The organism is Enterobacter sp. CPE_E890, assembly GCF_046521475.1.
GTDB lineage: Bacteria > Pseudomonadota > Gammaproteobacteria > Enterobacterales > Enterobacteriaceae > Enterobacter > Enterobacter adelaidei.
Genome location: NZ_JBKFZW010000001.1, coordinates 523382 through 545674, shown reverse-complemented (window position 1 = coordinate 545674; position 22293 = coordinate 523382). Strand labels below are relative to the sequence as shown.

Here is a 22293-nt window from a genome sequence, read left to right as displayed (position 1 = left end):
CGTTAGAGCCGTTTGTTTGCATCATGATAAACGGCTGCTTTCTCTCTCTTGCCGATAGCGATAACAAATACCGTTACAACGTTTTCCTGAACCTGATAGACCAAACGATAACCCTGGGATCTGAGTTTTATTTTGTAGCAATCCGGTAGACCATGCAGGCGGGCCGATTCGGCCCTTGGGTTCACCAATACGTCCGCTAGTTTCTTCTTAAACTGGTCTTTTACAGTCTCCCCCAGCTTGCTCCATTCCTTTAACGCCCTCGGATCAAATGCCAGTTCATAAGTCATCCAGACTAACCTTAATTCCCTTTTGCGGATTAGCCAGCCGCTCCCGGACTGCCTGTATCAGTTCTTCTTCATTGTCGCTAATGGTGACCGTTTTCACCGGCATACGCCCCGTCTCCGCGACGTACTGAAACAGTAATCGCACGGCTTCCGTTGGGGTGATATTGAGTTTTTCCAGCACGGCATAAGCCTCGTTTTTGAGTTTGTCATCCAGACGGACGTTCAGCGTGGCCATTATGCCTCCAGTAAAATCGAATGCGTAATGCAGTTTAGCATTACATTCGCATTACATCGAATTCTGGATAACGCCTCTCAAAACCGGCTCAAACTCTCCATCGCCACTGCCTTAAACTCGGAAAAATCTCCGCAGCTACAGAGCCGCGACATCGCCCGTTCACGCAGGAAGGTGACGAAGATATCGTATATCGCCATCGCCTCTTCGTACTCGCTTTTGCTGATGGCGAGCAGGAAGATGACGTGTGCGGTTTCGTCGCCCCACGGGATGCCGTGCGGAGCCAGCACAGTATAGACCACCGTTTTTTGCGCCAGCAGGCCGAGTGAGTGCGGCAGCGCAATGCCATCGCCGAGCATGGTGCTGACGATGGCTTCACGCTCGACGACCGAATCCAGGAACTCCGCGCCAACAAACCCCTCGCTTTCAAGCTGCGCGCACAGCTCACGGAACAGCGTTTGCTGATCAACGGGCGTGTCGATAATGCGGAAATGGGCAGCGTCGAAGTATTTATCCAGCATCCACGGGCGGGTGCGGTCCACCAGCACCAGCTTGCCGATCTGTTCTAACTGATAGTCGGTCGGGAATGGGGCGATCATCACCACCGGTTTCGACTTTTCGCTGACGCGGGCGGTGGCGATCACAAAGTCTTCGCTAATCATTTCCGCCAGCTCGTACTCGCGCAGGGTGAGCGTGCGTGTCACCTCAATCTGCGGGTATTTGCGCTGCAGCACCGCCTCAATCATACGCACCATGGCGTTTCCGGCGTCGCACACCAGCAGCACGCGCGGCTGGCGCTGGTAACCAATGTTGTAGTGACGCTCCAGCCCAACGCCAATATGTAATACCAGAAAACCAATCTCGTTTTCGCTGATCACATACGGCGTGTATTTGCCCCAGCTCGACACCGCCGCCAGGGTCATATCCCACGCCATCGGGTAGTGCTGCTTGATGTTTTCCAGCAGCGGATTGGGGATCATGATTTGGTACCGCACCCGGGTGATCATGGTTTTAATGTGTGTGAGCAGATCCGCGTGCAGTTGCTCGTCACTGAGCAGGTTGTAGTTATAGTGGGTGTTGATGTAGCGCAGGATGTAGTTGACCAGCGCTTCGTCGTCGTCAGCGTTGATCGCGCTGGGTGCTATCTCCTGGATCTGCCGCGCGGCAATGTGTACGCAAAGCCAGCTCTCTTCCGACGGCGAAAGCGTTTTGCCCGCCAGATGCTGAATGGACACTGCGATATCTTTCGCGGCGTCACGCACGTTCTCTTCCACATCTTCAGCATGGAATTCCGGCAGTGGATAGCCTTCGCTGATACGACGTACCGATACCGCACAGTACAGGCGCAGGAACAACTCACCTTCGTCGGTCAGGCGGATATGGTGGCGTGTTAGCGCATCGTGCAGTACAGGCACCATCTGTTCTGCCACACCTGCATTGAGCGCCACGTCGGTCACCAACGGGTTCAGACTGTCCTGCTGTGCCAGCTCCCAGAGCAAGTCCGTCAGGCAGGCACGGGTCGACATCTCGCTGCCAAACAGCTTCATACCATGGCGCGGTCGGGTTTCCAGCGTCAGATTATAACGGTGGAACCACTCGCGCACTTCCGCCATGTCGCTTTGCAGCGTGGCGCGGCTGACGAACCACTCGTCAGCCAGATCCTCAAGTTTGAGAGAAAATGCCGAGGTAAGAAAACGCACCACCAGATAATGCACGCGCTCCATCCCGGTTCGGGGAATACGCAGCGCGCGCGGGTGGGAGGCCTGCAATTGCTGATAACGCTCGGCGTCATCAATTTTAAGCTGATAACCATTCCCCCGGCTCAGAATAAACTGCGCGCCGTGGCTCGCCAGCAGCGCGTTCAGGGCCGTGATATCAGCGCGGACGGTTCGCGTGGAAACCGACAGCCGCTGCGCCAGTTCATCCTGCGGCAGCGTCTCGTTTTGCAACAGATCGAAAAGTTGCGCTAAACGTTGATTCGGAAATCGCACGTCGTTGTCCTCTTACGGCTTAGGGTGAAATGATCATCTGAGATGGGCTACCGACCGGCGTATAGTCTGGCTCAAAGCTGAGCTTGCCGTCCTGCGCCACGCGGAAACGGGTAATGTTATCGCTGCGTTGATTCATGACGTACAGCCAACGCCCCTGTTTATCGAGCGTCAGGGTGCGCGGGTAGTCGCCACGGGTCCAGACATCATCCTGATGCGTCAGCGTGCCTTCCGTTGTTACGGTAAAGTGCCCGATGCTGTTATGCAAACGGTTAGCCACATACAGTTGCTTACCATCCGCACTTAACGCCAGACCTGCAGCAAAACTGGTGCCTTTGTAACCTTTCGGCAGGGCGGAGAGCGTTTTGCCCTCTTTCAGAATGCCGTTTGCATCCACAGTATAGTGAGTCAGCGTAGACGCCTCTTCGTTAATCAACCACAGAGCATCGCCTTTTGGTGTAAAGACAAAGTGGCGCGGCCCGGCCCCTTTCGAGGAGGCGTTGATAAACGGTGGATCGTTAGGCGTCAGCTTTCCGCTTCGATCGTCAAAGCGATACTGATAGATGCGATCCAGCCCCAGATCGGTTGAAAACACGTATTTTCCGCTCGGATCGGCGGCAATCATGTGTGCATGAGGCCCGTTATGATCGCTGATAGCGAAACTGCCCTCCGCAGCGGCTTCCGGCTTCGCCGCACCCGGTTCGCCCTGATCCTGATGTTTGTCCGTGGCATCACCCAGGCTGCCATCGGCTTTGACCGGCAGAACGGCAATCGTTCCGCTGACGTAGTTGGCCACCAGCAGATGTTGGCCGTTCGGCGTCAGGGAGAGATACACCGGCCCCGCGCCACCGGAAGCCACCTGATTGAGCTCACTCAGCTCACCGTTGTCATTCACCCGCAGCGCCTGCACCACGCCCTGCTCTACTTCACTCGCCAGATAGAGCGTTTTGCCATCATGCGAGACGGTAAGCTGTGCAGCATTCGGCAGCGTGCTGACCAGCGTTTTATCCGCAAGCGCGCCGCTTTGCGGATCGACGGTAAAACGGTACAGCCCTTCACCGTTAGGATTATAGGTTCCCACCCAGGCGTAATGAGTCTGGGCAACAGCGGAAGTAGCAAGCAGAGAGAGTGAAGCAACAAGCAGGTTACGGGTGTGCATGGTGGCTCCTGATCATTATCCCCTCTCCCGGTGGGAGAGGGTTAGGGTGAGGGACTACTTAACTAACTTTTTCGTCATCGCTAGCAACGTGCGCACATCTTCCGGGCGCGTATCGCCGCTGGCTTTATCGATAATCGAGCTGTAGATATGCGGGATGATTTTGCTCACGCCCGCGTCCAGGGCGATCTGCAGGATCTCTTCGTAATTTTCCAGATCGATACCGCCGGTTGGCTCCAGCCAGAAGTCGTGACGCGCGCAGGCTTCCGCCACCGCTTTGTACTCATCACGGCATTTCAGGCCACCCATCGGGAAATATTTAATGGAGCTACCGCCAAAATCTTTCAGCAGAGCAATTGCCGTTTCCACCGGAACGATACCGTCCGGTGCCGCGCTGCTCAGCGGACCGGTAGAGATTTTCACCATGCCGACGGTTCCGGTTGGAGAAACCAGACCGTTGACCACGGAGTCGTTTTGTCCCAAAAGCGCGCGGCTGGTTGCTACGCCAGTAAAGACCTGGTTCACGTGCTGCGGCTGCACCTGGCGGGAAATTTCACTGACCATCGCCGACTGGTTCGGATCGCCCGCCCCCAGGCCAACGGACAGCGCGTTATCAATAAGCTGAGCGTATTCACGCATATCAGCAACGGCGCTTGCCACATCCGGGTAATTTTTGGAGAGCACGCCCACCAGCACATGACCTTCTGCCGCTTCGTAAATGGCACTGGCATTGGCTTTAGAGCCCGCCAGCACGTTCAGGCAGACGCGATCACGGTAAAAGTTGGGGGTCAGTTTCATGCGTTTTTCTCCTGTTCTAATACTTCGCTAATGCGGCGGTAAACAATGTTTAGCTGGTCAGCATTCACGCTGCGCACGTCCGCTTCGATAATCCCTTCGTTGGCCTTGTAGCCACGGAAGTAAATGGCGTAGTCACCCTGCTTGAGTTTCGCTACCAAATCCCCGGTGCCGACGCCGGTTGTCGCTTCATCGAACTTAATTTCGGTGCGGGCGATATCGCGCCCGGCGCTGTCCCAGACCACGCGTGCCGTCACGCCGTTCAGGGTGTTGAGCGCCTCGATAAACGGCGTCATCTTCGCCACCATCTCTTCGCCGCTCTCTTTGGTCGCCGTGAGGTAATGTTCGATAGCGCAGGTCAGGCCCAGAATGCCCTCTTTGCCGACCTTCATCGCACGGCCAATGCCCGCCGTCTGGCGTTTCACCCACTCAACGTACTGGGTTTTGCCGATCACCAGACCACTGGTTGGCCCTTCAATCGCCTTCGCACCGCTGTAAATGACCAGGTCTGCACCGGAACGGTAGTAAACGTGCAAATCTTCTTCCGCCGCCGCATCGACAATCAGCGGCAGGCCGTGCTTACGTGCCACAACCGCCGCCTGCTCGACGCTGAGCATACTTTTCTGCACACAGTGGTGAGATTTGATGTAGAGGATCGCTGCCGTGCGCGGGGTAATCGCCGCCGCCAGCTGATCGGCTGAGCATTCGTTGGCATAGCCCGCTTCCACCAGCTTACCGCCGCCCAGTGCGACCATGGTGCCTACCGGCGCGCCAAAGTTCACGTTGTGGCCTTTCGGCAGCACGATCTCGTTGTTCTCAATCGGGGTAACGTGCAGGTTTTCCAGCAGCCAGTCGCTGTCTTTTACCAGCACTGCCGCCACGGACTGGGCAATCCCTGCTGACGCGCAGGAAACCACTGTCGCGCCTTCTACTTCCAGCAGTTTCGCGATGTATTCACCGGTTTTGTTGACCAGATCCTTCATCTCGAAATAGTGGTTCATGCCGTCCATCGCCGCCTGCACCACTTCCGGGCGCGGCGTGGAGACGCCCAGCGCCGTCATGCGGCCAGAGGTGTTGATGACTTGCTTTAAGTGGTATTTCTCATAAATCGAAGGCATGTTCCGTGCTCCCTTGTTCTGTCATGTAGCCCTTGCCCGCGCGGATCGCGGCAAGCGGCACCAAAATGTGTTCAGCCTGCAGGCTGTCGTTTTCGGCATCGGTTAATACCGTTGGCTGGCGCTTAATGGTGAACAGCGTCAGGTCGGCGTCGAGACCCGCCTGAATGCGGCCTTTACGCGCCAGGCGTAGGCCGTCGGCGGCGTTCGCGGTCACGCAGTCAATCACCTGCGGCAGCGACATGCCGATGGCGAGGAATTTCGACATCACGCTCGCCAGCGACCCTACCGGGCCATTAATGCGGTTACGGCAGTAGATATCCGAACTGATGGTGTGCGGCAGAATGCCCATCGCGATGGCGCGTTTTGCCACTTCAAAGCTAAAGCTCGCCGTGCCGTGGCCGACGTCCAGCCGCACGCCGCGTTTTAACGCAGACGTAATGGACGCTCGCAGCTCGCCGGACGGCGTCAGAATGCGGTTGGGTTTGCCGTTGTAGCAGTGGGTAATGATGTCGCCCGAGCTCAGCAGTTCGGCAATTTCGTCGAGGTTCGGCGGGTTGTTGCCAATGTGCACCATCAGCGGCAGGTCGCCGTTCTCTTTTTGAATTTCTTTGGCGCGCTCCAGCGGCGTAATGCCGTTTTCACCCACCACGCTGCTGCTCATACGCGCTTTCAGGCCGACGATAAAATCCGGATGGCGTTTTACCGCCTGCTTCACGGCATCTGCATCAATATTCGCCATGTTGGCCAGTTCGTTCTGGGCTATCAGCCCCACGCGGGAGATGTTCAGCAGAGCAAAGACGTCGGTTGAGGCTTTGCGGGTAATTTCGTAAAAATCGTCCACGTCATCCGCGCCGGTACTGCCTGCATCCACCACGGAGGTGACGCCAGTAGCAATACCTACGCTGTCTGGTTCGTCGTGATAAATCGGGGAGTTCGGGTAACAGTGAACGTGGGAGTCAATCCAGCCTGCGCTGACGAACACATCGCCGTTCAACTCAACCGTTTTACGGGCAGGGGCAGTAATCTCGCCCAACGCCGCGATTTTCCCGTCCTGAATGGCGATATCGGTCAGGGTATCGTCGGCAAGGCGCGCACGGCGCAGGAGTAAATCAAACATGAGGATCTCCTGATAAGACGGGCGCCGGAGCGCCCGTGGGTATTAAAGGGCGACCGGGAACAGCCAGCCCAAAATCATTGCGCCGAGGATGGCGCCACCGGTAATCGGTTTCTGCCAGATGTAGAACAGCAGCGCGCCCACCAGTGAACCGACACCGATAGGAATAGAGGCAGTCATGGCGCTGAGGATAATCAACGGCCCGAGGAAGCGGCCGGAGGCGTTACCCGCGCCCATCATCACGTCTGCACCGTAGGTGGAGTTGCTCTGGTTGATGGTGAACTTACGCGCCAGGATGATGACGTAGCCAATCGCCAGACCAATCACCAGGCCGGTGATCAGCGCGGCAATAAAGTTGGTCACCGGGAACATGATGCCCGCGCCCAGCAGCAGCGCCGGGACACCGAGGCCCACACCGGTCTGGATCGCCCCGCCGATATCGAGAATACCGACCAGCGAGCCTTCGATAATACGGGCGAACAGGAAGCTCGCACCGAATGCCGCCACCGCGCCGTACACGCCGGTATCAATCCCCGCTTTCAGCATCGCCACGAAGGCCACTTCGTTGAACGCGCCAATGCCGTAGAGGTAGTACATGTGCGTCCCGGCGAACACGCCGGAGGAGAGCAGGCCAACGAAGATCGGGAACGACCAGTCGGCATACCAAAAACCTTTATTCTGTTCCATTTAGAGGCTCCTGTTATTTACCGCTGAGCGAGTTGTGGATCATATCGAGCCAGTTCGGCACGGTCAGATGGAAGGATTCGATCATCTTCATGTCGAAGCCGCGGAAGAAGCCGCTCAGCACGAAGAGCAGGACGATAGCCGCCATCATCACTTTGGTGACGTGGTTCCAGCCGCTCTCTTCGACGCCTTTACCGATCAGGATCCCCAGTACCAGGCCCGGTACGGCGTTCCCCATAATCAGCTGCGCCGCGCCGCCGAAAATGGTGGCCCAGAAGCCCGACTTTTTGCCCGCGTCGATGGCCGCCAGCCAGAAGATCACCGGCATCACGGTATTCACCAGCAGGTTTGCCGCCGGTACCAGTACCTTCACGGCGGTGACCTGCAGTGCGGCCGGAACAGACGAGGCAGTCAAGTTAAGGAAGGTGACGACAATCATGCCGATGATGCCGCAGGCAATCGCCATTTTGCGGGGATCATGCAGCGTTTCGCCGACGTTGCGGTTTTTGATCATCAGTGCAGCAGCACCCCAGTTTGGGATGATGCGGTGGTCTACGTCCTGTGTGAAGGCACCTGCGGCCACGGAAGAGGCCCAGGCGTTAAAGAAGAAGCCTAACCCAAAGGAGAAGTGAGAAGCCGGATCCCCTTCGCAGGAGTTCAGTTCCCCCAACGTACGAAACGCGCCCATACCCTGTGTGGTAGGCGCATGAAACATGCGTGCAGCCCCGGCTCCGACACCGACGCCTACCAGGCCGCCAATGATGAGCGATTTTATTAATATAATTAAGAACATCAGTCTGCCCTTTTATGAATAATCAGCGTTGCGTGACGAAATCCACCCGATCGAGATTGATGGCGGTCACGTTGACGGTCACATCCAGCTCCACGCTGTAGGTGCGTCTTTCCCGGCGCAAAAAGAAGAACAGAAACGCTTCTTTACGCACCGCTTCTTGCGCCTGAACGACCTGCACATCCTGTGGCTCAATACGCAGTAAGATATGCGGTGACGCTTTCATCACCGCGGCCTGAACGTGGTTGAGCGCATCGGCAAAGGCGCGCGCTTTGGCGTCGCCTTTCCCCTTCACTCTCACCGTGGTCGTGAATTGTTCTTTCATGCTTATGCGCCGAATTTCTTCTGCCACGCCTGTACCAGACGCTCGCCCAGCTCTTCTTTATCCATAAAGCCAAAGCCCAGCACGTTGCAGCCTTCGTTGATAGCGGTCACGCCCTCTTCCACTGAACGCATACCGTATTTGGCCTTGTAGCCATATTTGGTTTGTGCAGTAATGGCACCCGCGCCGCCGCTGCCGCAGAAGGAGATGCCGAAGGTGGCGTTTTCCGCTTTCATGACGTCGCCCAGCTTCATGTCTGCCGCCATACCCGGTACGACAACCGCGCGTCCACCGGCTTTTTCCACACCTGCAGCCACTTTCTGACCTTTACCCAGGCGATCGCCAATCACGACTGTAATCTGTTCCATGTATTGCTCCTTAAAGGTTGTCTTTTGCGACTTCAAAGTGAACGGAGAGCAGCCAGGCTTCTTCATCAGGAAGATTGCCAAACTGAGCTACCACTTCACGGGCGAGCCGCATTGAATCCGGTGAAATTTCGTCAAACAGTTCCGCTTCAACCTCCGGCAGCGGCTCGCCGGTCACCGACCGGTGCGCCATTGCGCGAACGTGGGAGGTCAGCATCTGTTCCTGTACTGCGTTGGGGATGATGTTGTGCCGGGCCAGCAGGGCATAAACCTGCTGCAGCATGGTGTTAGCGAGCTGCTCTGTTTGCTTCGCCTGATCCCCAACGTCGTTCATTACCGCTCCGTTAATCACTCGTCTTACCCCGTTAATGGCTCTGGAATAAAACTAACGTTGGGTGGGAAATGTTTGTAGCGAGTTGTTTTCCACTTCGAAGTGGAAAGGAGAGCCGCAGCAGTGATCTGTGCCACATAAATGCGGTGAATAATGACAATTCGCTGGATTTACGTGATGAATATCACGCAATCCATTGGCAAAACGGCAGGGAAGAAAACGAAAACATCTGGCAAGGGAGTCGCAGAAATGTGACAGCGATAGGGTTTACTTATTACGACGCATAAAAAAAGCGAGGGCATTTCGCCCTCGCCTTGCTGTTGTGTCAGATGCAGTCTCTGTTAGCGGTATTTTTGGTGGTAGGTATTGCGGGTGGTCACGAACTGCTCGGCCGCCGCCTTCGCCTCTTTCACTTTACCTTCGTTCGCCAGCTTCAGCGCACCGTCAATCTGGCCGACCAGGATATCAAAACCGTGGCGGTAATCTTTCATTTCCGCGCTGTCTGCCGCTTTGCTTTCCAGCTTCGGCGGTGTCGCTTTCTGGGCGTCCAGCGCCGCTTCACGCATTTTGGTCAGTGCGTCTTTCATTTCCGCCGCATTGTCGGTTTTCTGCACCACCTTCAGGTTTTGACCGAGGGTGCCCATGTCTTCTTCAAGATCGGCAGCAAACGCAGAAGAGCCAATAACCAGCGTTGAAGCCGCGACGATCGCTAACAGATGTTTACGCATTGCTCACTTCCTTTTTTATTATTAAAACGCCTTTACGGGTATTACTGGCCGGCGATTTTCATTTCCGGCAGAAGTACAGAACCACACTGTATATTGCTACGTGTTTCAATATCGTTACCGACCGTAACAATATTGCGCCACATATCTTTCAGGTTTCCGGCGATGGTAATTTCGCTTACCGGATACTGGATTTCGCCGTTTTCCACCCAGAAGCCCGCCGCACCGCGAGAGTAATCCCCGGTAATACCACTTACGCCCTGGCCCATCAGCTCGGTCACCACCAGGCCGGTGCCCATCTCTTTGAGCATTTGCGCAAAGTTGAGGCCCTGTCCGGCGATACGCCAGTTATGGATACCGCCCGCGTGACCGGTGCTTTTCAGCCCCAGCTTGCGCGCGGAGTAGTTGGTCAACAGCCACTGGGTCAGCACGCCGTCTTTGACGATGTCGCGACGTTCCGTGCGCACGCCTTCGCTGTCGAACGGTGTGGAGGCCAGTCCTTTCAGCAGATGCGGGTGTTCTTCGATGGTCAGCCATTCCGGCAGGATCTGCTTGCCCAGTGAGTCGAGCAGGAAGGTTGATTTACGGTACACAGAGCCACCGGCAATGGCCCCGACCAGGTGACCAAACAGGCCGGTCGCCACTTCATTGGCAAAAATCACCGGGGCTTTCATGGTGGAGAGTTTGCGCGGTGACAGGCGTGACAGCGTGCGTTCGGCACACTCTTTACCCACCCACTCCGGAGACTGCAAATCACCGAGCGCACGGCCAATGGTGTAGGCGTAGTCACGTTCCATATCACCGTTCTCTTCGGCGATGACGCAGCTGGAGAGTGAATGACGGGTTGAGCAGTAGCCCTGCAACATGCCGTGGCTGTTGCCGAACACTTTGATACCGTAGTGGCTGTTGAAGCTGCCGCCTTCGGTATTGGTGATGCGTTTATCCGCCTGCAAAGAAGCCTGTTCGGCACGCGCCGCCAGCTCGATCGCCTCGTCCGGGGTGACTTCTGCCGGGTGGAAAAGATCGAGATCCGGGGCGTCAAACGCCAGCAGATCTTTATCAGCCACGCCGGCGTAAGGGTCCGGAGAGGTATAACGGGCGATATCCAGCGCCGCCTGCACCGTACGAGCAATCGCATCCGGGCTGAGATCGGTCGACGACGCGCTGCCTTTGCGATTCTGGTGGTACACCGTGATGCCAAGCGCGCCATCACTGTTGAATTCTACATTCTCCACTTCGCCATAGCGGGTGCTCACGCTAATGCCGGTGGTTTTGCTGACCGCCACTTCGGCGCCATCTGATTTACCTGAAGCGAGCGTCAGCGCGGTGGAGACGGCTTCTTCCAGAATCTTACGCTGCGCTTCAACTTGTGAGGTTACTTTCATCGCAAATGCCATACTGTAAGAGAGAGTTAACTGAAGTCTAACAGAGAACCGTTTTTCAGTGCGCGTCTTAACTGGTAACATTAGCCTCTTTTTTTAAGGAGCCTGACATGACTAAGCAGCCCGAAGACTGGCTCGACGACGTTCCCGGTGATGACATCGAAGACGAAGATGATGAGATCATCTGGGTCAGTAAAAGTGAAATTAAACGTGACGCCGAAGAGTTAAAACAGCTTGGCGCAGAAATGGTAGAACTGGGTAAAAACGCGCTGGATAAGATCCCGCTCGACCAGGATCTGCGTGATGCCATTGAACTGGCACAGAAAATCAAAAAAGAAGGCCGTCGTCGCCAGCTTCAGCTTATCGGTAAAATGCTGCGTCAGCGCGACGTTGATCCGATCCGCCAGGCGCTGGACAAGCTGAAAAACCGCCATAACCAGCAGGTTGCACTGTTCCATAAGCTGGAGCAGATCCGCGATCGTCTGATTGAACAGGGTGATGACGCGGTACCGGAAGTCTTAAATCTGTGGCCAGACGCCGACCGCCAGCAGTTGCGTTCATTGATCCGCAACGCGAAGAAAGAGAAAGAAGGGAATAAGCCGCCGAAGTCCGCGCGCCTGATTTTCCAGTATCTGCGCGAGCTGTCTGAGAACGAAGAGTAATCCCCTCTCCCTATAGGGGCGAGGGAGAAAAGAATGCAGGCCCGGTAAGCGCTAGCGCCACCGGGCTCTTTTTTACTCTGCGGCCTCGGCTTTCTTCGCCAGACCATCAAGCAGCTTCTGGTGGATGCCACCAAAACCGCCGTTGCTCATCACCAGAATGTGGTCACCAGGCTGAGCGGCTTTCACCACCATATCCGCGAGCGCATCCACATCCGCACTCCAGTGTGCAGGCTGAATACAGGCATCAGCCACTTCCGCCACCTGCCACGGAATATGCTGCGGCTGCAGCAGGAAGACTTCATCGGCGCGGCCTAACGACGGCGCGAGATCGTCTTTGCAGATGCCCATTTTCATGGTGTTTGAGCGCGGCTCCAGCACCGCCAGAATACGGGCTGTGCCGCCGACCTTGCCACGCAGGGCGGCAAGCGTTGCCAGAATGGCCGTTGGGTGGTGTGCGAAATCGTCATACACCGTGACGCCATTGGCTTCACCACGCAGTTCCAGACGACGACGGGCGTTGATAAACGAACCCAGAGCATTGGCCGCATCCGCAGGCAGAACACCCACATGGCGTGCAGCAGCAATCGCCATCAGGCCGTTGTGCATGTTGTGCTCGCCCACCAGACCCCACTTCACCTCACCCACTTTTTCCCCGTCGAGCAGGACTTCCCACTCGGAGGCATCGGCGTTGAGTTTTTTCGCCTGCCAGTGGCCCTGCTCGCCCACCAGCTCCTGTTCGCTCCAGCAGCCCATCGCCATGGTCTGCTTCAGGTTGATGTCGTTTTCCGGCAGGATGATGCGCCCCTGGCCCGGAACGATGCGCACCAGGTGGTGGAACTGTTTCTGAATCGCTTTCAGATCGTCAAAAATATCCGCGTGGTCGAACTCAAGGTTGTTGAGGATCAGCGTGCGCGGGCAGTAGTGTACAAACTTGGAACGCTTGTCGAAGAACGCGCAGTCATATTCGTCGGCCTCGATCACAAAGAACGGGCTGTCACCCAGGCGCGCAGAAACATCGAAATTACCCGGCACACCGCCAATCACGAAGCCCGGCTTGTAGCCACAGGCTTCAAGGATCCAGGTCGCCATACCGGCGGTCGTGGTTTTGCCGTGCGTTCCGGCAACAGCAACCACCCAGCGGTCACGCAGGACGAAATCATGCAGCCATTGTGGGCCGGACATGAACGGAATATTGCGTTCCAGCACCGCCTCAACACACGGGTTCCCACGCGTCATGGCGTTACCAATGATCACCAGATCCGGTTCAGGCTCCAGCTGGCTGGCATCGTAGCCCTGAATCAAAGAGATGCCCTGTTTCTCCAGAAGTGTGCTCATTGGCGGATACACATTGGCGTCCGAACCTGTCACTTCATGGCCCAGCGAGCGCGCCAGCATTGCCAGTCCGCCCATGAAAGTGCCACAAATCCCCAATATATGAATGCGCATACGTCACTATCCCTCTTCAATGTGGCGCACATTTTACTCACATGTTAGCGGCTGTGAAATGCATTTCAGGTAAATCCGTATACTGCTGGCGCGATTCACCACTGCGCTACTATTTGAATATTTGTTAAGATTGTTGGGCTTTAGTCGTTTTAGTGAACATACAATCGCTCTACTCACAAAGATGCAGGGAAAGTGTTATGAAAACGTTAGGTGAATTTATTGTCGAAAAGCAGCACGAGTTTTCTCATGCTACGGGTGAACTCACTGCTTTGCTGTCGGCAATAAAGCTGGGCGCTAAGATCATCCATCGTGATATCAACAAGGCCGGTCTGGTCGATATCCTGGGTGCCAGCGGTGCCGAGAACGTTCAGGGCGAGGTTCAACAGAAACTCGATCTGTTCGCAAATGAAAAACTGAAAGCTGCACTGCGCGCACGCGACATCGTGGCGGGTATCGCCTCCGAAGAAGAAGATGAAATTGTTGTTTTCGACGGGTGTGAACACGCTAAATACGTTGTTCTGATGGATCCGCTGGACGGCTCCTCTAACATCGACGTTAACGTTTCTGTCGGTACCATTTTCTCCATCTACCGCCGCGTCACGCCTGTTGGCACGCCGGTGACCGAAGAAGATTTCCTGCAGCCGGGCATTAATCAGGTTGCTGCCGGTTACGTCGTGTATGGCTCCTCCACCATGCTGGTGTATACCACCGGGTGTGGGGTTCACGCCTTTACGTACGATCCTTCACTGGGCGTTTTCTGTCTGAGCCAGGAACGTATGCGCTTCCCGGAGAAGGGCAACACCTACTCCATCAACGAAGGAAACTACATCCGATTCCCGAACGGCGTGAAGAAGTACATCAAATTCTGCCAGGAAGAAGATAAAGCCACTCAGCGCCCTTACACCTCCCGTTATATCGGCTCTCTGGTCGCGGATTTCCACCGTAACCTGCTGAAAGGCGGTATCTACCTCTACCCAAGCACTGCAAGCCACCCGGACGGGAAACTGCGCCTGCTGTACGAATGCAACCCGATGGCGTTCCTGGCCGAACAGGCTGGCGGCAAGGCGAGCGACGGTAAAGAGCGTATTCTGGAAATCGTGCCAGAAAGCCTTCACCAGCGCCGTTCGTTCTTCGTCGGCAACAACCATATGGTTGAAGACGTTGAACGTTTTATTCGTGAGTATCCGGACGCGTAATACCTTTCCTCAGGGGAGCCCATCCGGCTCCCCAGGTCATTTATATATTTAACCGTATAAGTGTTTATAAAAAACACGCTTTAATATTCATCACTGCTCCTGCATTATTTCCATAACAGTTTGGCAAATATTTCGTGGAGCAAAATCGCAATGAAAAATTATTCCCGTGCTAATACCGGCATTGATTTAAATCTTATCCCGGTATTTATTGAAGTTGTCCGCTGCGGCAGCATGGCAAAAGCCTCTTTGCGCCTGGAGATGTCTCGTCCAGCGGTCAGTCTGGCGTTGAAGCGCTTTAATCAACTGTTTGATGAGCCACTATTTTTCCGCAAAGGTTTATATCTTGAGCCGACGGAAAATGCGTTAGCCTTAACCAGCGCACTGGAAATGTTAGTGGGTAATATTCACGATAATATTGCTGAAGTAAATTCAGGGAAGAATAAAACCCCGGCACATCATGCACCGGGGCTGGATAATATTATGCTGCAGTCTGAGCCGACAGCTTGAATGATGACATGGCTTCCATCAGCTGGCGCGACTGCTCCTCAAGGGAGCGAGTCGCGGCGGAGGATTGCTGTACCAGCGCCGCATTCTGCTGCGCAGTCTCATCCATCTGATTCACCGCAATATTCACCTGCTCAATGCCGCGACTCTGCTCCTGGGACGCAGTCGCAATTTCACGCATCAGTTTCGTCATGCGCAGCACTTCGGTTGCGATCTCATCCATGGTTTCGCCAGCCTGCTGGGCCAGTTCACTGCCCTCGCTGACGTGGGTCTGGGAATCACTGATAAGCGCTCGGATCTCTTTTGCTGCATCGGCACTGCGGCTTGCAAGGTTTCGCACTTCGCCCGCGACGACGGCAAACCCGCGTCCTTGCTCACCCGCGCGCGCCGCTTCCACGGAGGCGTTCAACGCGAGGATATTGGTCTGGAAGGCAATACCGTCGATAACACTGAGAATGTCCGCGATACGTGCCGAACTGCCGGAGATATCACGCATTTTTTCAATGACGTAGCAGACCATTTCGCTGCCGTGATCGGCCGTGTCTGACACCGATTTCGCCAGCTGGTGGGCCTGTTCGGCATTATCGGCGTTGAGTTTCACCGTCGCGGTGATCTGTTCCATGCTGGCGGCGGTCTGCTCCAGCGACGTGGCGGTCGATTCCGTACGCTCAGCAAGATCCCTGTTCCCCGCCGTCAGCTCACGGCTGCCGGTATCAATTTGCGAGCTGGCATCACGTACCCGCAGAACCGAGTTCATCAGCGAATGGCGCATCTCTTCGATTGCCGCATTCAGGCGATTAAATTCCTGGCTTGCCGGTGGATTCAGCGTGTGGGTTAAATCGCCTGCTGCCACATTCTCCAGTTGAGCAATAGAGGTCGAGAGCGGTTTGAGCAACATGTGGCGCAGTACCAGCCAGGCCAGCACAATAATGCCCGCCGTCAGCAGAGCCGCCACCACGATCAGGATCAGTACCCGATTTTTGCTGGACTGCACGGCACTCACTTCCGCTTTGCCGCGCGCTTCACTCCATTTCTGGAAGGCCTGCATATCGTTATCAAACCGGGAGGCCACCGGAATCAGCTTGTTTTCCAGTAGGTCGTAATAGCTGTCCGCGCTCTGTTCGTTCAGCGCTTTCAGCATCGGGTTAATCCCCTGCTGGTTGTACGTCGCGAGGCTGACCGCCACTTTATCAAGCAGTTGTTGGCCTTGCTCATCGGCCACGCCGCCATCGATCACGCCTTTCAGCGTTTTCTGAGCCAGGGTGACTTCCTGATTGATATTTTTTACCGATTTGGCCGCATCATCCAGCATGCCGATTTCCATCATTCGGACGGCCTGACCCGCCTCATTGCGGGCGCGGAGGATCAGCGTATAGCCGGAATTAAGCTGCACCATCTGCTCACCCTGAAGGTGGTTGATGCGCTGTAGTGAAGAAGAACTCTGTGTGAGGGCATAAATGCCAATACCGCTGACAATCAGCAGCAGAAGGGTCATAACGGCCAGTAAAGAGAGCAAGCCGGTACGAATCGATAGCGTTTTAAGCATGATATTATTTCCGGTAGCGAGATATTTCTGGGCATAAAAAAAGAGTATCGGCCGCTACCGGAAAATGTTTAGACTTTAAGCAAATTCAGCGTGTTATCGCTCTGTTACTGATGTGTTTACGCGTGTAACCGTCGAGCTTTGACGATTCTCCCAGAGCACCGTCAGACCACGCTGCAGGGCGATAAAAATAAACAGCAAAATACCTATGGCAATCTTGGTCCACCAGGAGCTGAGCGTGCCGTCAAAGTTAATGTAGGTTTGTATCAGGCCCTGGATTGCTACGCCAAACAGCGTTCCCAGCACCGTCCCCACGCCACCACTGAGCAGGGTTCCACCGATCACCACCGAGGCAATGGCATCCAGTTCCACCCCTACGCCTGCCAGGGCATAACCCGCCTGGGTATAAACCGAGAATACAATTCCCGCCAGCGTCGCCAGACCTGTTGAGAGCATATAGATGCGAATAGTTGTACTGCGGGTGGAGATCCCCATCAGGTTTGCCGACGTGGCGTTTCCGCCAATGGCGTAAACCTGATTGCCAAACCGGGTGCGATGCGCAAGGAAAATACCAATCACCACGACGCCGAGCATCAATAACCCCATCGCGCTCAAACGACCACCGCCGGGTATTTTCCACGCCAGGCTGGAGAGCGTATCGTAAATCGGATGGTTAATCGGAATAGATTCTTCCGACACCAGATAACTCACGCCGCGAAGGAAGAACATCCCGGCGAGGGTAATAATAAAAGCCGGGATTTTCAGCGCATCGATCAGTAGCCCCATAAAGGCACCAAACGCGCACCCCATCACCAGCACCAGCGGGAAAGCCACCAGCGGTGAGATCCCCCAGAAACCGATCGCCTTCGCAAGAAACACGCCGGTGAATGCGATCACCGAACCAACGGAGAGATCGATCCCACCGGAAAGGATCACAAAGGTCATCCCGACGGCGATAATGCCTAAAAAAGCGTTATCGGTCAGGATATTGCAAATCACACGCGTGGAGGCAAACCCCGGGAACTGGGTCAGACAGTAGAGATAACCCAGCACAAACACGCCCAGCGTGATCATTAGCGGCAAATTACGTTTTATCATGGCCACGGATCCCCTTAATGATGCTGACAAAGCGCGGCGACTGGACGATCAGCACACAGAGCACGACCACCGCTTTCACCACCTGGTTGAGTTCCGGCTGGAAACCAGAGAGCAGGATCCCGGTGTTCATCCCCTGAATAATCAGCGCGCCAATCACCGAGAGCAGCAGGTTAAAACGCCCGCCCATCAGCGATCCGCCGCCGATCACCACCGCCAGGATCGCATCCAGTTCCAGCCAGAGTCCTGCGTTGTTGGCATCGGCCCCACGAATATCTGCCGCGACGATCGTCCCGGCAATGGCGGCGCATATGCCGCTCAGCACATAGGTCAGCATCACCATCAACCGGGTATTGACCCCGGCGTTTCGCGCGGCACGAATGTTGATCCCGACGGCCTCGATGAACATGCCCAGTGCCGTTTTGCGGGTAAAGAGCCAGAACACCACCAGCGTCACCAGGGCAATGATCACCGGAGTCGGGAAGAACAGCAGTTTTCCGCTGCCAAGCCACGCCAGGCCCGGAGAGTTAAAGGTGACGATCTGCCCGGATGTGATCAGCTGCGCCACACCGCGCCCGGCGACCATTAAAATCAGGGTGGCGACAAACGGCTGGATCTTGAGGACTGCCACCAGAATACCGTTCCACAGCCCGGCGAGTACGCCAGTGCCTAAGGCGGCAAGCAGCACCACCGGCAGGCTGTGCCCGGCCACGGTCATTGAGGCTGCCGTAGCCCCGGCGATAGCCATCACCGCGCCGACGGAGAGGTCAATCCCGCCAGTGGCAATGACCAGCGTCATGCCAATCGCCAGCAGCGCCACCGGCGCCGCACGGTTCAAAATATCGATCGGGCTGCCAAACAGACGGCCATCCTGGACAATAATCTGGAAGAAATGCGGCGCGACAAGGCTGTCAACCAACAGTACCACCAGTAGTGCCGCGATTTGCGGTGTGCCGGTTGGCCAGTTGAAGCGGCGCTTTGACTCCCCTGTTTGCGAAAGCGAACGAGACATCACAATTCACTCCTTACGCCGCGATGGCATTCATGATCGCCGGAACGGACAGTTTATCCAGCGGGATCTCTGCCACCTGTTTACGATCGCGCATGATGATAACGCGATCGGCATACCCCACCAGTTCCTCCAGCTCAGACGAAATGACCAGCAGCGCCAGGCCGTCCGCACACAACGTTTCAATAAGCCGGATGATTTCAGCATGCGCACCGACGTCAATCCCGCGCGTCGGTTCATCGAGGATCAGGAACTGGGGTTTGGTCAGCAGCCAGCGCGACAACAAGACCTTCTGCTGGTTACCCCCTGAAAGGAATTCAATAGGTTGTTCTGCGCTCGGGGTACGAATGCCAAGCTGGCGGATAAAGCGTTCCGCAATGGCGTTTTGCTCTTTGCGTGGGATTGGCCTCAGCCAGCCTCGCTGCGCCTGTAACGCCAGAATGATATTCTCCCGCACCGAGGCGGCGGCAATAATACCGTCCGTTTTTCTGTCTTCCGGACAGAAGCCAACGCCCAGACACGAGGCCTGATGCGGCGATCGCAGCGTTTGCGGTTTGCCTTTGATTAATGCGGTGCCACTGTCTGCTGGCTTAATTCCGAAGATAACTTCGGCGGTTTCTGTTCGTCCGGAGCCCAGCAATCCGGCCAGACCGACAATTTCGCCAGGACGAACCTCCAGGTTAAACGGTGAAATAGTCCCTTTTTTGCCGAAATCACTGAAAGCCGCGACGGGTTTATCACTCAGCAACGTGCGGCCGGCGCGCTGGAGCGCGTTGGTCTCCAGCTCGCGCCCGAGCATCATTTTGACCAGTTCAATCTGGGGTAATTCACGGGTTTCCCGACAGCCGACAAAACTGCCGTTACGCAGTACCGTAATGCGATCGCTCACTTCATACACCTGATCGAGGAAATGAGTCACGAAGATCAGGCTCACGCCCTGATCGCGCAGCTGGCGCATCAGGGTAAAGAGCATTTCCACTTCCTGGGTATCGAGACTGGCGGTGGGCTCATCGAGGATCAGTACTTTTGCGGAGAGATCGATAGCGCGACAAATCGCAACGATCTGCTGCATGGCAACGGAAAAGCGGTTCAGCGGCTCGCGAACGTCAAGAGAAAAGCCGTAGGATTCCATCAGCTTTGTCGCCCGCGCCTCCATCTCCTTGCGGCGCAGCAGGCCAAAGCGTCGTGGTTCACGGCCAATAAACAGATTATCCGCCACCGACATGTTCGGCAGCAGGTTCACTTCCTGATAGACCGTCCCGATCCCAAGCTGCTGGGCGTGAGCGGTATTTTTTGGCGAAATGGCATTGCCTTCCAGCCAGATAGTGCCGCGATCGGCATGATAGACGCCGGTCAGGGCTTTAATCAGCGTCGACTTCCCTGCTCCGTTCTCACCCAGCAGCGCCATAATCTCACCGCGCCGCAGGCTGAAATCAACGTTATCCAGCGCTTTTACGCCAGGAAAGTATTTACTCAAGCCCTCTGTGCGGAGGATTTCCTGATGTTGTTCCGAGTTCATATTTACGCCTCCGGCACAAATCGTAGGCCGGGTAAGCGTAGCGCTACCCGGCAATTACACTGGATCAGTAACCCATATTTTTCTTCTTCTCTAACTCTTCTTTTGCTGTGTCAGGAAGGTAGAGTGTGGATTTGGTGATGGTCAGTTTTTCAGGCATCGTGCCGTCTTTCTTGAATTTCTCCAGCGCATCAAATGCCGGACCCGCCATGTTCGGCGTGAGCTCCACGCTGGCGTTCGCTTCACCGTCCATCATCGCCTTGTAGATGTCTGGCACGCCGTCGATTGAGCCGGTGAGGATATCTTTGCCCGGCTTCAGGCCCGCTTCTTTAATGGCCTGAATCGCACCGATCACCATGTCATCGTTGTGGGCGTAAACCATGCAGATGTTCTTGCCGTTGTTTTCAGCCTTGATAAAGCTCTCCATGACCTCTTTGCCTTTACTGCGCGTGAAGTCACCGGACTGAGAGCGGATAATCTTGATGTTTGGTGCTTTAGCGATAGCCTCAGCAAACCCTTTCTTACGGTCGATGGCCACGCTCGCGCCAACGGTGCCCTGCAACTCAACGACGTTACACGGCTTGCCATCCACCTGTTTCACCAGCCAGTCACCAATCAACTGTCCTTCAAGAATGTTGTTGGCGGTGACGGTGGTCATATAGAGCGATTTGTCTTTGACATCAATGGAACGATCGAGCAGGAAAACCGGGATCTCAGCGTCTTTCGCTTCCTTCAGGACAGGTTCCCAGCCCGTCGCGACGACAGGCGCAATAAAGATGGCATCAACGCCCTGGGCAATAAACGAACGCACGGCTTTGATTTGGTTTTCCTGCTTTTGCTGACCATCGGCAATTTTCAGGGTGATACCACGTTTCTGGGCCTCGCTTTTTGCAACGTTGGTTTCTGCTGCTCGCCAGCCGGATTCAGAGCCGACTTGCGAAAAACCTACGGTTAAAGGGGCGGCCATCGCCATAGACGACATGGCTGCCGAAACTGCTGTGACCAGGAGTAAGCGCTTCCACATATGAACGTCCTCGTAGGGGGATTATTGTTGGTGAAAATATGTTCTGCGAAATGACTATAGCCAATGAAATATGTAACGAATTGCGTTACATCACACTTCGGGAAAGTGAATAAAACGTTAATCACAAGTTTGTAATCGCTTTCATTTCGCCATGAAAAATGCAGCTGAGTTTATGGATTTTTCTGTCATGGAATCGGTCTGAAAAGTGGGGTTAGCGGTGAGAGAAGGCGAAAACAGGCGAAGACATTCAGCGCGAGTTGGCTATAATACCTGCCACTTGTTTACCATCCATTTTAAAGGACACCGACATGAGCTTACTCAACGTCCCAGCGGGTAAAGAACTGCCAGAAGATATCTACGTAGTAATCGAAATCCCGGCTAACGCAGATCCTATCAAATACGAAGTGGACAAAGAGAGCGGCGCCCTGTTCGTAGACCGTTTCATGTCTACCGCGATGTTCTATCCGTGCAACTACGGTTACATCAACCACACCCTGTCTCTGGACGGTGACCCGGTTGACGTACTGGTCCCAACGCCATACCCACTGGAGCCAGGCTCCGTCATTCGCTGCCGTCCAGTTGGCGTGCTGAAAATGACCGACGAATCCGGTGAAGATGCGAAGCTGGTTGCGGTACCGCACACCAAGCTGAGCAAAGAATACGATCACATCAAAGATGTGAACGACCTGCCAGAGCTGCTGAAAGCGCAGATCACTCACTTCTTCGAGCACTACAAAGACCTCGAAAAAGGCAAGTGGGTTAAAGTTGACGGCTGGGACAACGCAGAAGCGGCGAAAGCAGAAATCATCGCCTCTTTCGAACGCGCTGCTAAGAAGTAATTCTTACTGCTGATATTAAAGCCCCGCAAGTCGGGGCTTTTTTGTCTCTCTGAACTGTCACAAAAACGTCATAAAGAGATTTTGTCTCATAATATTAATTAGATATCGCTTTTTACCTGCCTTATCCCCACTTTTCTTCTTAAAGTCTCCCTGCCGACGGTCGATACCTCCCG

Annotated in this window: 24 protein-coding genes; 4 read left to right on the top strand and 20 right to left on the bottom strand. The window is 55.2% G+C overall.

Going from position 1 to position 22293, the window contains the following annotated elements:
- Positions 1–2: 2 nt before the first annotated feature.
- The 14 genes from ACLHV9_RS02635 to pmbA form a co-directional block, all read right to left on the bottom strand.
- On the bottom strand, positions 3–287 hold the full coding sequence (locus ACLHV9_RS02635) for a type II toxin-antitoxin system RelE family toxin (protein ID WP_108089467.1): 285 nt from the start codon (positions 285–287) through the stop codon (positions 3–5).
- On the bottom strand, positions 277–519 hold the full coding sequence (locus ACLHV9_RS02630; RefSeq protein ID WP_028016493.1) for a type II toxin-antitoxin system RelB/DinJ family antitoxin: 243 nt from the start codon (positions 517–519) through the stop codon (positions 277–279). The genes ACLHV9_RS02635 and ACLHV9_RS02630 overlap by 11 nt, the downstream gene beginning before the upstream one ends.
- Positions 520–596: 77 nt before the next feature.
- On the bottom strand, positions 597–2507 hold the full coding sequence (locus tag ACLHV9_RS02625; RefSeq protein ID WP_407220141.1) for a BglG family transcription antiterminator: 1911 nt from the start codon (positions 2505–2507) through the stop codon (positions 597–599).
- Between the two features lie 19 nt (positions 2508–2526).
- The gene (locus tag ACLHV9_RS02620; protein ID WP_407220140.1) at positions 2527–3663 is read right to left on the bottom strand and encodes a lactonase family protein; all 1137 of its coding nucleotides are present in this window, start codon (positions 3661–3663) and stop codon (positions 2527–2529) included.
- 54 nt (positions 3664–3717) lie between these two features.
- Positions 3718–4458, bottom strand: coding sequence for a 2-dehydro-3-deoxy-phosphogluconate aldolase (dagF, locus tag ACLHV9_RS02615; protein ID WP_028016490.1), 741 nt, complete (start codon positions 4456–4458; stop codon positions 3718–3720).
- Positions 4455–5573 (bottom strand): DgaE family pyridoxal phosphate-dependent ammonia lyase, encoded by a 1119-nt coding sequence (locus ACLHV9_RS02610; protein WP_407220138.1) that lies wholly within the window; start codon positions 5571–5573, stop codon positions 4455–4457. The genes dagF and ACLHV9_RS02610 overlap by 4 nt, the downstream gene beginning before the upstream one ends.
- A complete protein-coding gene (locus tag ACLHV9_RS02605) occupies positions 5557–6690 on the bottom strand; it encodes an amidohydrolase/deacetylase family metallohydrolase (protein ID WP_129324123.1) in 1134 nt (377 codons plus the stop codon). Before ACLHV9_RS02605 ends, ACLHV9_RS02610 begins: the two co-directional genes overlap by 17 nt.
- Positions 6691–6732: 42 nt before the next feature.
- Positions 6733–7374, bottom strand: a complete 642-nt coding sequence (locus ACLHV9_RS02600) for a DUF4310 family protein (RefSeq protein WP_015572508.1) — start codon at positions 7372–7374, stop codon at positions 6733–6735.
- A 13-nt stretch (positions 7375–7387) separates the two neighbouring features.
- Positions 7388–8164: a DUF4311 domain-containing protein gene (locus ACLHV9_RS02595; protein WP_006810337.1), complete on the bottom strand. Its 777-nt coding sequence runs from the start codon at positions 8162–8164 to the stop codon at positions 7388–7390.
- A gap of 22 nt (positions 8165–8186) precedes the next feature.
- Positions 8187–8486 carry a DUF4312 family protein gene (locus ACLHV9_RS02590; protein ID WP_008501409.1) on the bottom strand — a complete coding sequence of 100 codons (300 nt, stop codon included), beginning with the start codon at positions 8484–8486 and terminating at the stop codon, positions 8187–8189.
- 2 nt (positions 8487–8488) lie between these two features.
- Positions 8489–8851: an SFCGS family glycine-rich protein gene (locus ACLHV9_RS02585; RefSeq protein ID WP_407220136.1), complete on the bottom strand. Its 363-nt coding sequence runs from the start codon at positions 8849–8851 to the stop codon at positions 8489–8491.
- Positions 8852–8861: 10 nt separating this feature from the next.
- Positions 8862–9200, bottom strand: coding sequence for a glycine dehydrogenase (locus ACLHV9_RS02580; protein WP_114979603.1), 339 nt, complete (start codon positions 9198–9200; stop codon positions 8862–8864).
- Positions 9201–9520: 320 nt separating this feature from the next.
- Positions 9521–9907, bottom strand: coding sequence for a cytochrome b562 (gene cybC, locus ACLHV9_RS02575; RefSeq protein ID WP_028016485.1), 387 nt, complete (start codon positions 9905–9907; stop codon positions 9521–9523).
- A gap of 41 nt (positions 9908–9948) precedes the next feature.
- Complete coding sequence (pmbA, locus tag ACLHV9_RS02570) at positions 9949–11301, bottom strand: metalloprotease PmbA (RefSeq protein ID WP_032666755.1); 1353 nt, start codon at positions 11299–11301, stop codon at positions 9949–9951.
- A gap of 95 nt (positions 11302–11396) precedes the next feature.
- Between pmbA and yjgA the strand changes: the two genes are divergently transcribed.
- The gene (yjgA, locus tag ACLHV9_RS02565) at positions 11397–11948 is read left to right on the top strand and encodes a ribosome biogenesis factor YjgA (protein WP_008501414.1); all 552 of its coding nucleotides are present in this window, start codon (positions 11397–11399) and stop codon (positions 11946–11948) included.
- A gap of 72 nt (positions 11949–12020) precedes the next feature.
- Here yjgA and mpl read toward each other — a convergent pair whose 3' ends face one another.
- Positions 12021–13394 carry a UDP-N-acetylmuramate:L-alanyl-gamma-D-glutamyl-meso-diaminopimelate ligase gene (gene mpl, locus ACLHV9_RS02560; RefSeq protein WP_108089462.1) on the bottom strand — a complete coding sequence of 458 codons (1374 nt, stop codon included), beginning with the start codon at positions 13392–13394 and terminating at the stop codon, positions 12021–12023.
- Positions 13395–13591: 197 nt separating this feature from the next.
- On the opposite strand from mpl, the gene fbp reads away from it, so the two are divergent.
- Both fbp and ACLHV9_RS02550 read left to right on the top strand, forming a co-directional pair.
- A complete protein-coding gene (gene fbp, locus ACLHV9_RS02555) occupies positions 13592–14590 on the top strand; it encodes a class 1 fructose-bisphosphatase (protein WP_108089461.1) in 999 nt (332 codons plus the stop codon).
- Between the two features lie 150 nt (positions 14591–14740).
- Complete coding sequence (locus ACLHV9_RS02550; RefSeq protein WP_049005179.1) at positions 14741–15097, top strand: LysR family transcriptional regulator; 357 nt, start codon at positions 14741–14743, stop codon at positions 15095–15097.
- Here the strand turns inward: ACLHV9_RS02550 and ACLHV9_RS02545 are convergent.
- From ACLHV9_RS02545 to ytfQ, 5 genes are all read right to left on the bottom strand, one after another.
- Positions 15069–16640: a methyl-accepting chemotaxis protein gene (locus tag ACLHV9_RS02545; protein WP_108089459.1), complete on the bottom strand. Its 1572-nt coding sequence runs from the start codon at positions 16638–16640 to the stop codon at positions 15069–15071. The two genes, ACLHV9_RS02550 and ACLHV9_RS02545, sit on opposite strands and share 29 nt — an antisense overlap.
- A 93-nt stretch (positions 16641–16733) precedes the next feature.
- Positions 16734–17735 carry a galactofuranose ABC transporter, permease protein YjfF gene (gene yjfF / locus ACLHV9_RS02540; protein ID WP_028016479.1) on the bottom strand — a complete coding sequence of 334 codons (1002 nt, stop codon included), beginning with the start codon at positions 17733–17735 and terminating at the stop codon, positions 16734–16736.
- Positions 17722–18747: a galactofuranose ABC transporter, ATP-binding protein YtfT gene (gene ytfT, locus ACLHV9_RS02535; RefSeq protein ID WP_028016478.1), complete on the bottom strand. Its 1026-nt coding sequence runs from the start codon at positions 18745–18747 to the stop codon at positions 17722–17724. The genes yjfF and ytfT overlap by 14 nt, the downstream gene beginning before the upstream one ends.
- Positions 18748–18757: 10 nt before the next feature.
- The gene (gene ytfR / locus ACLHV9_RS02530) at positions 18758–20260 is read right to left on the bottom strand and encodes a galactofuranose ABC transporter, ATP-binding protein YtfR (RefSeq protein WP_049005177.1); all 1503 of its coding nucleotides are present in this window, start codon (positions 20258–20260) and stop codon (positions 18758–18760) included.
- A gap of 64 nt (positions 20261–20324) precedes the next feature.
- Positions 20325–21281, bottom strand: a complete 957-nt coding sequence (gene ytfQ / locus ACLHV9_RS02525) for a galactofuranose ABC transporter substrate-binding protein YtfQ (protein ID WP_014068659.1) — start codon at positions 21279–21281, stop codon at positions 20325–20327.
- Between the two features lie 308 nt (positions 21282–21589).
- On the opposite strand from ytfQ, the gene ppa reads away from it, so the two are divergent.
- Positions 21590–22120 carry an inorganic diphosphatase gene (gene ppa, locus ACLHV9_RS02520; protein ID WP_010427397.1) on the top strand — a complete coding sequence of 177 codons (531 nt, stop codon included), beginning with the start codon at positions 21590–21592 and terminating at the stop codon, positions 22118–22120.
- Positions 22121–22293 lie beyond the last annotated feature (173 nt).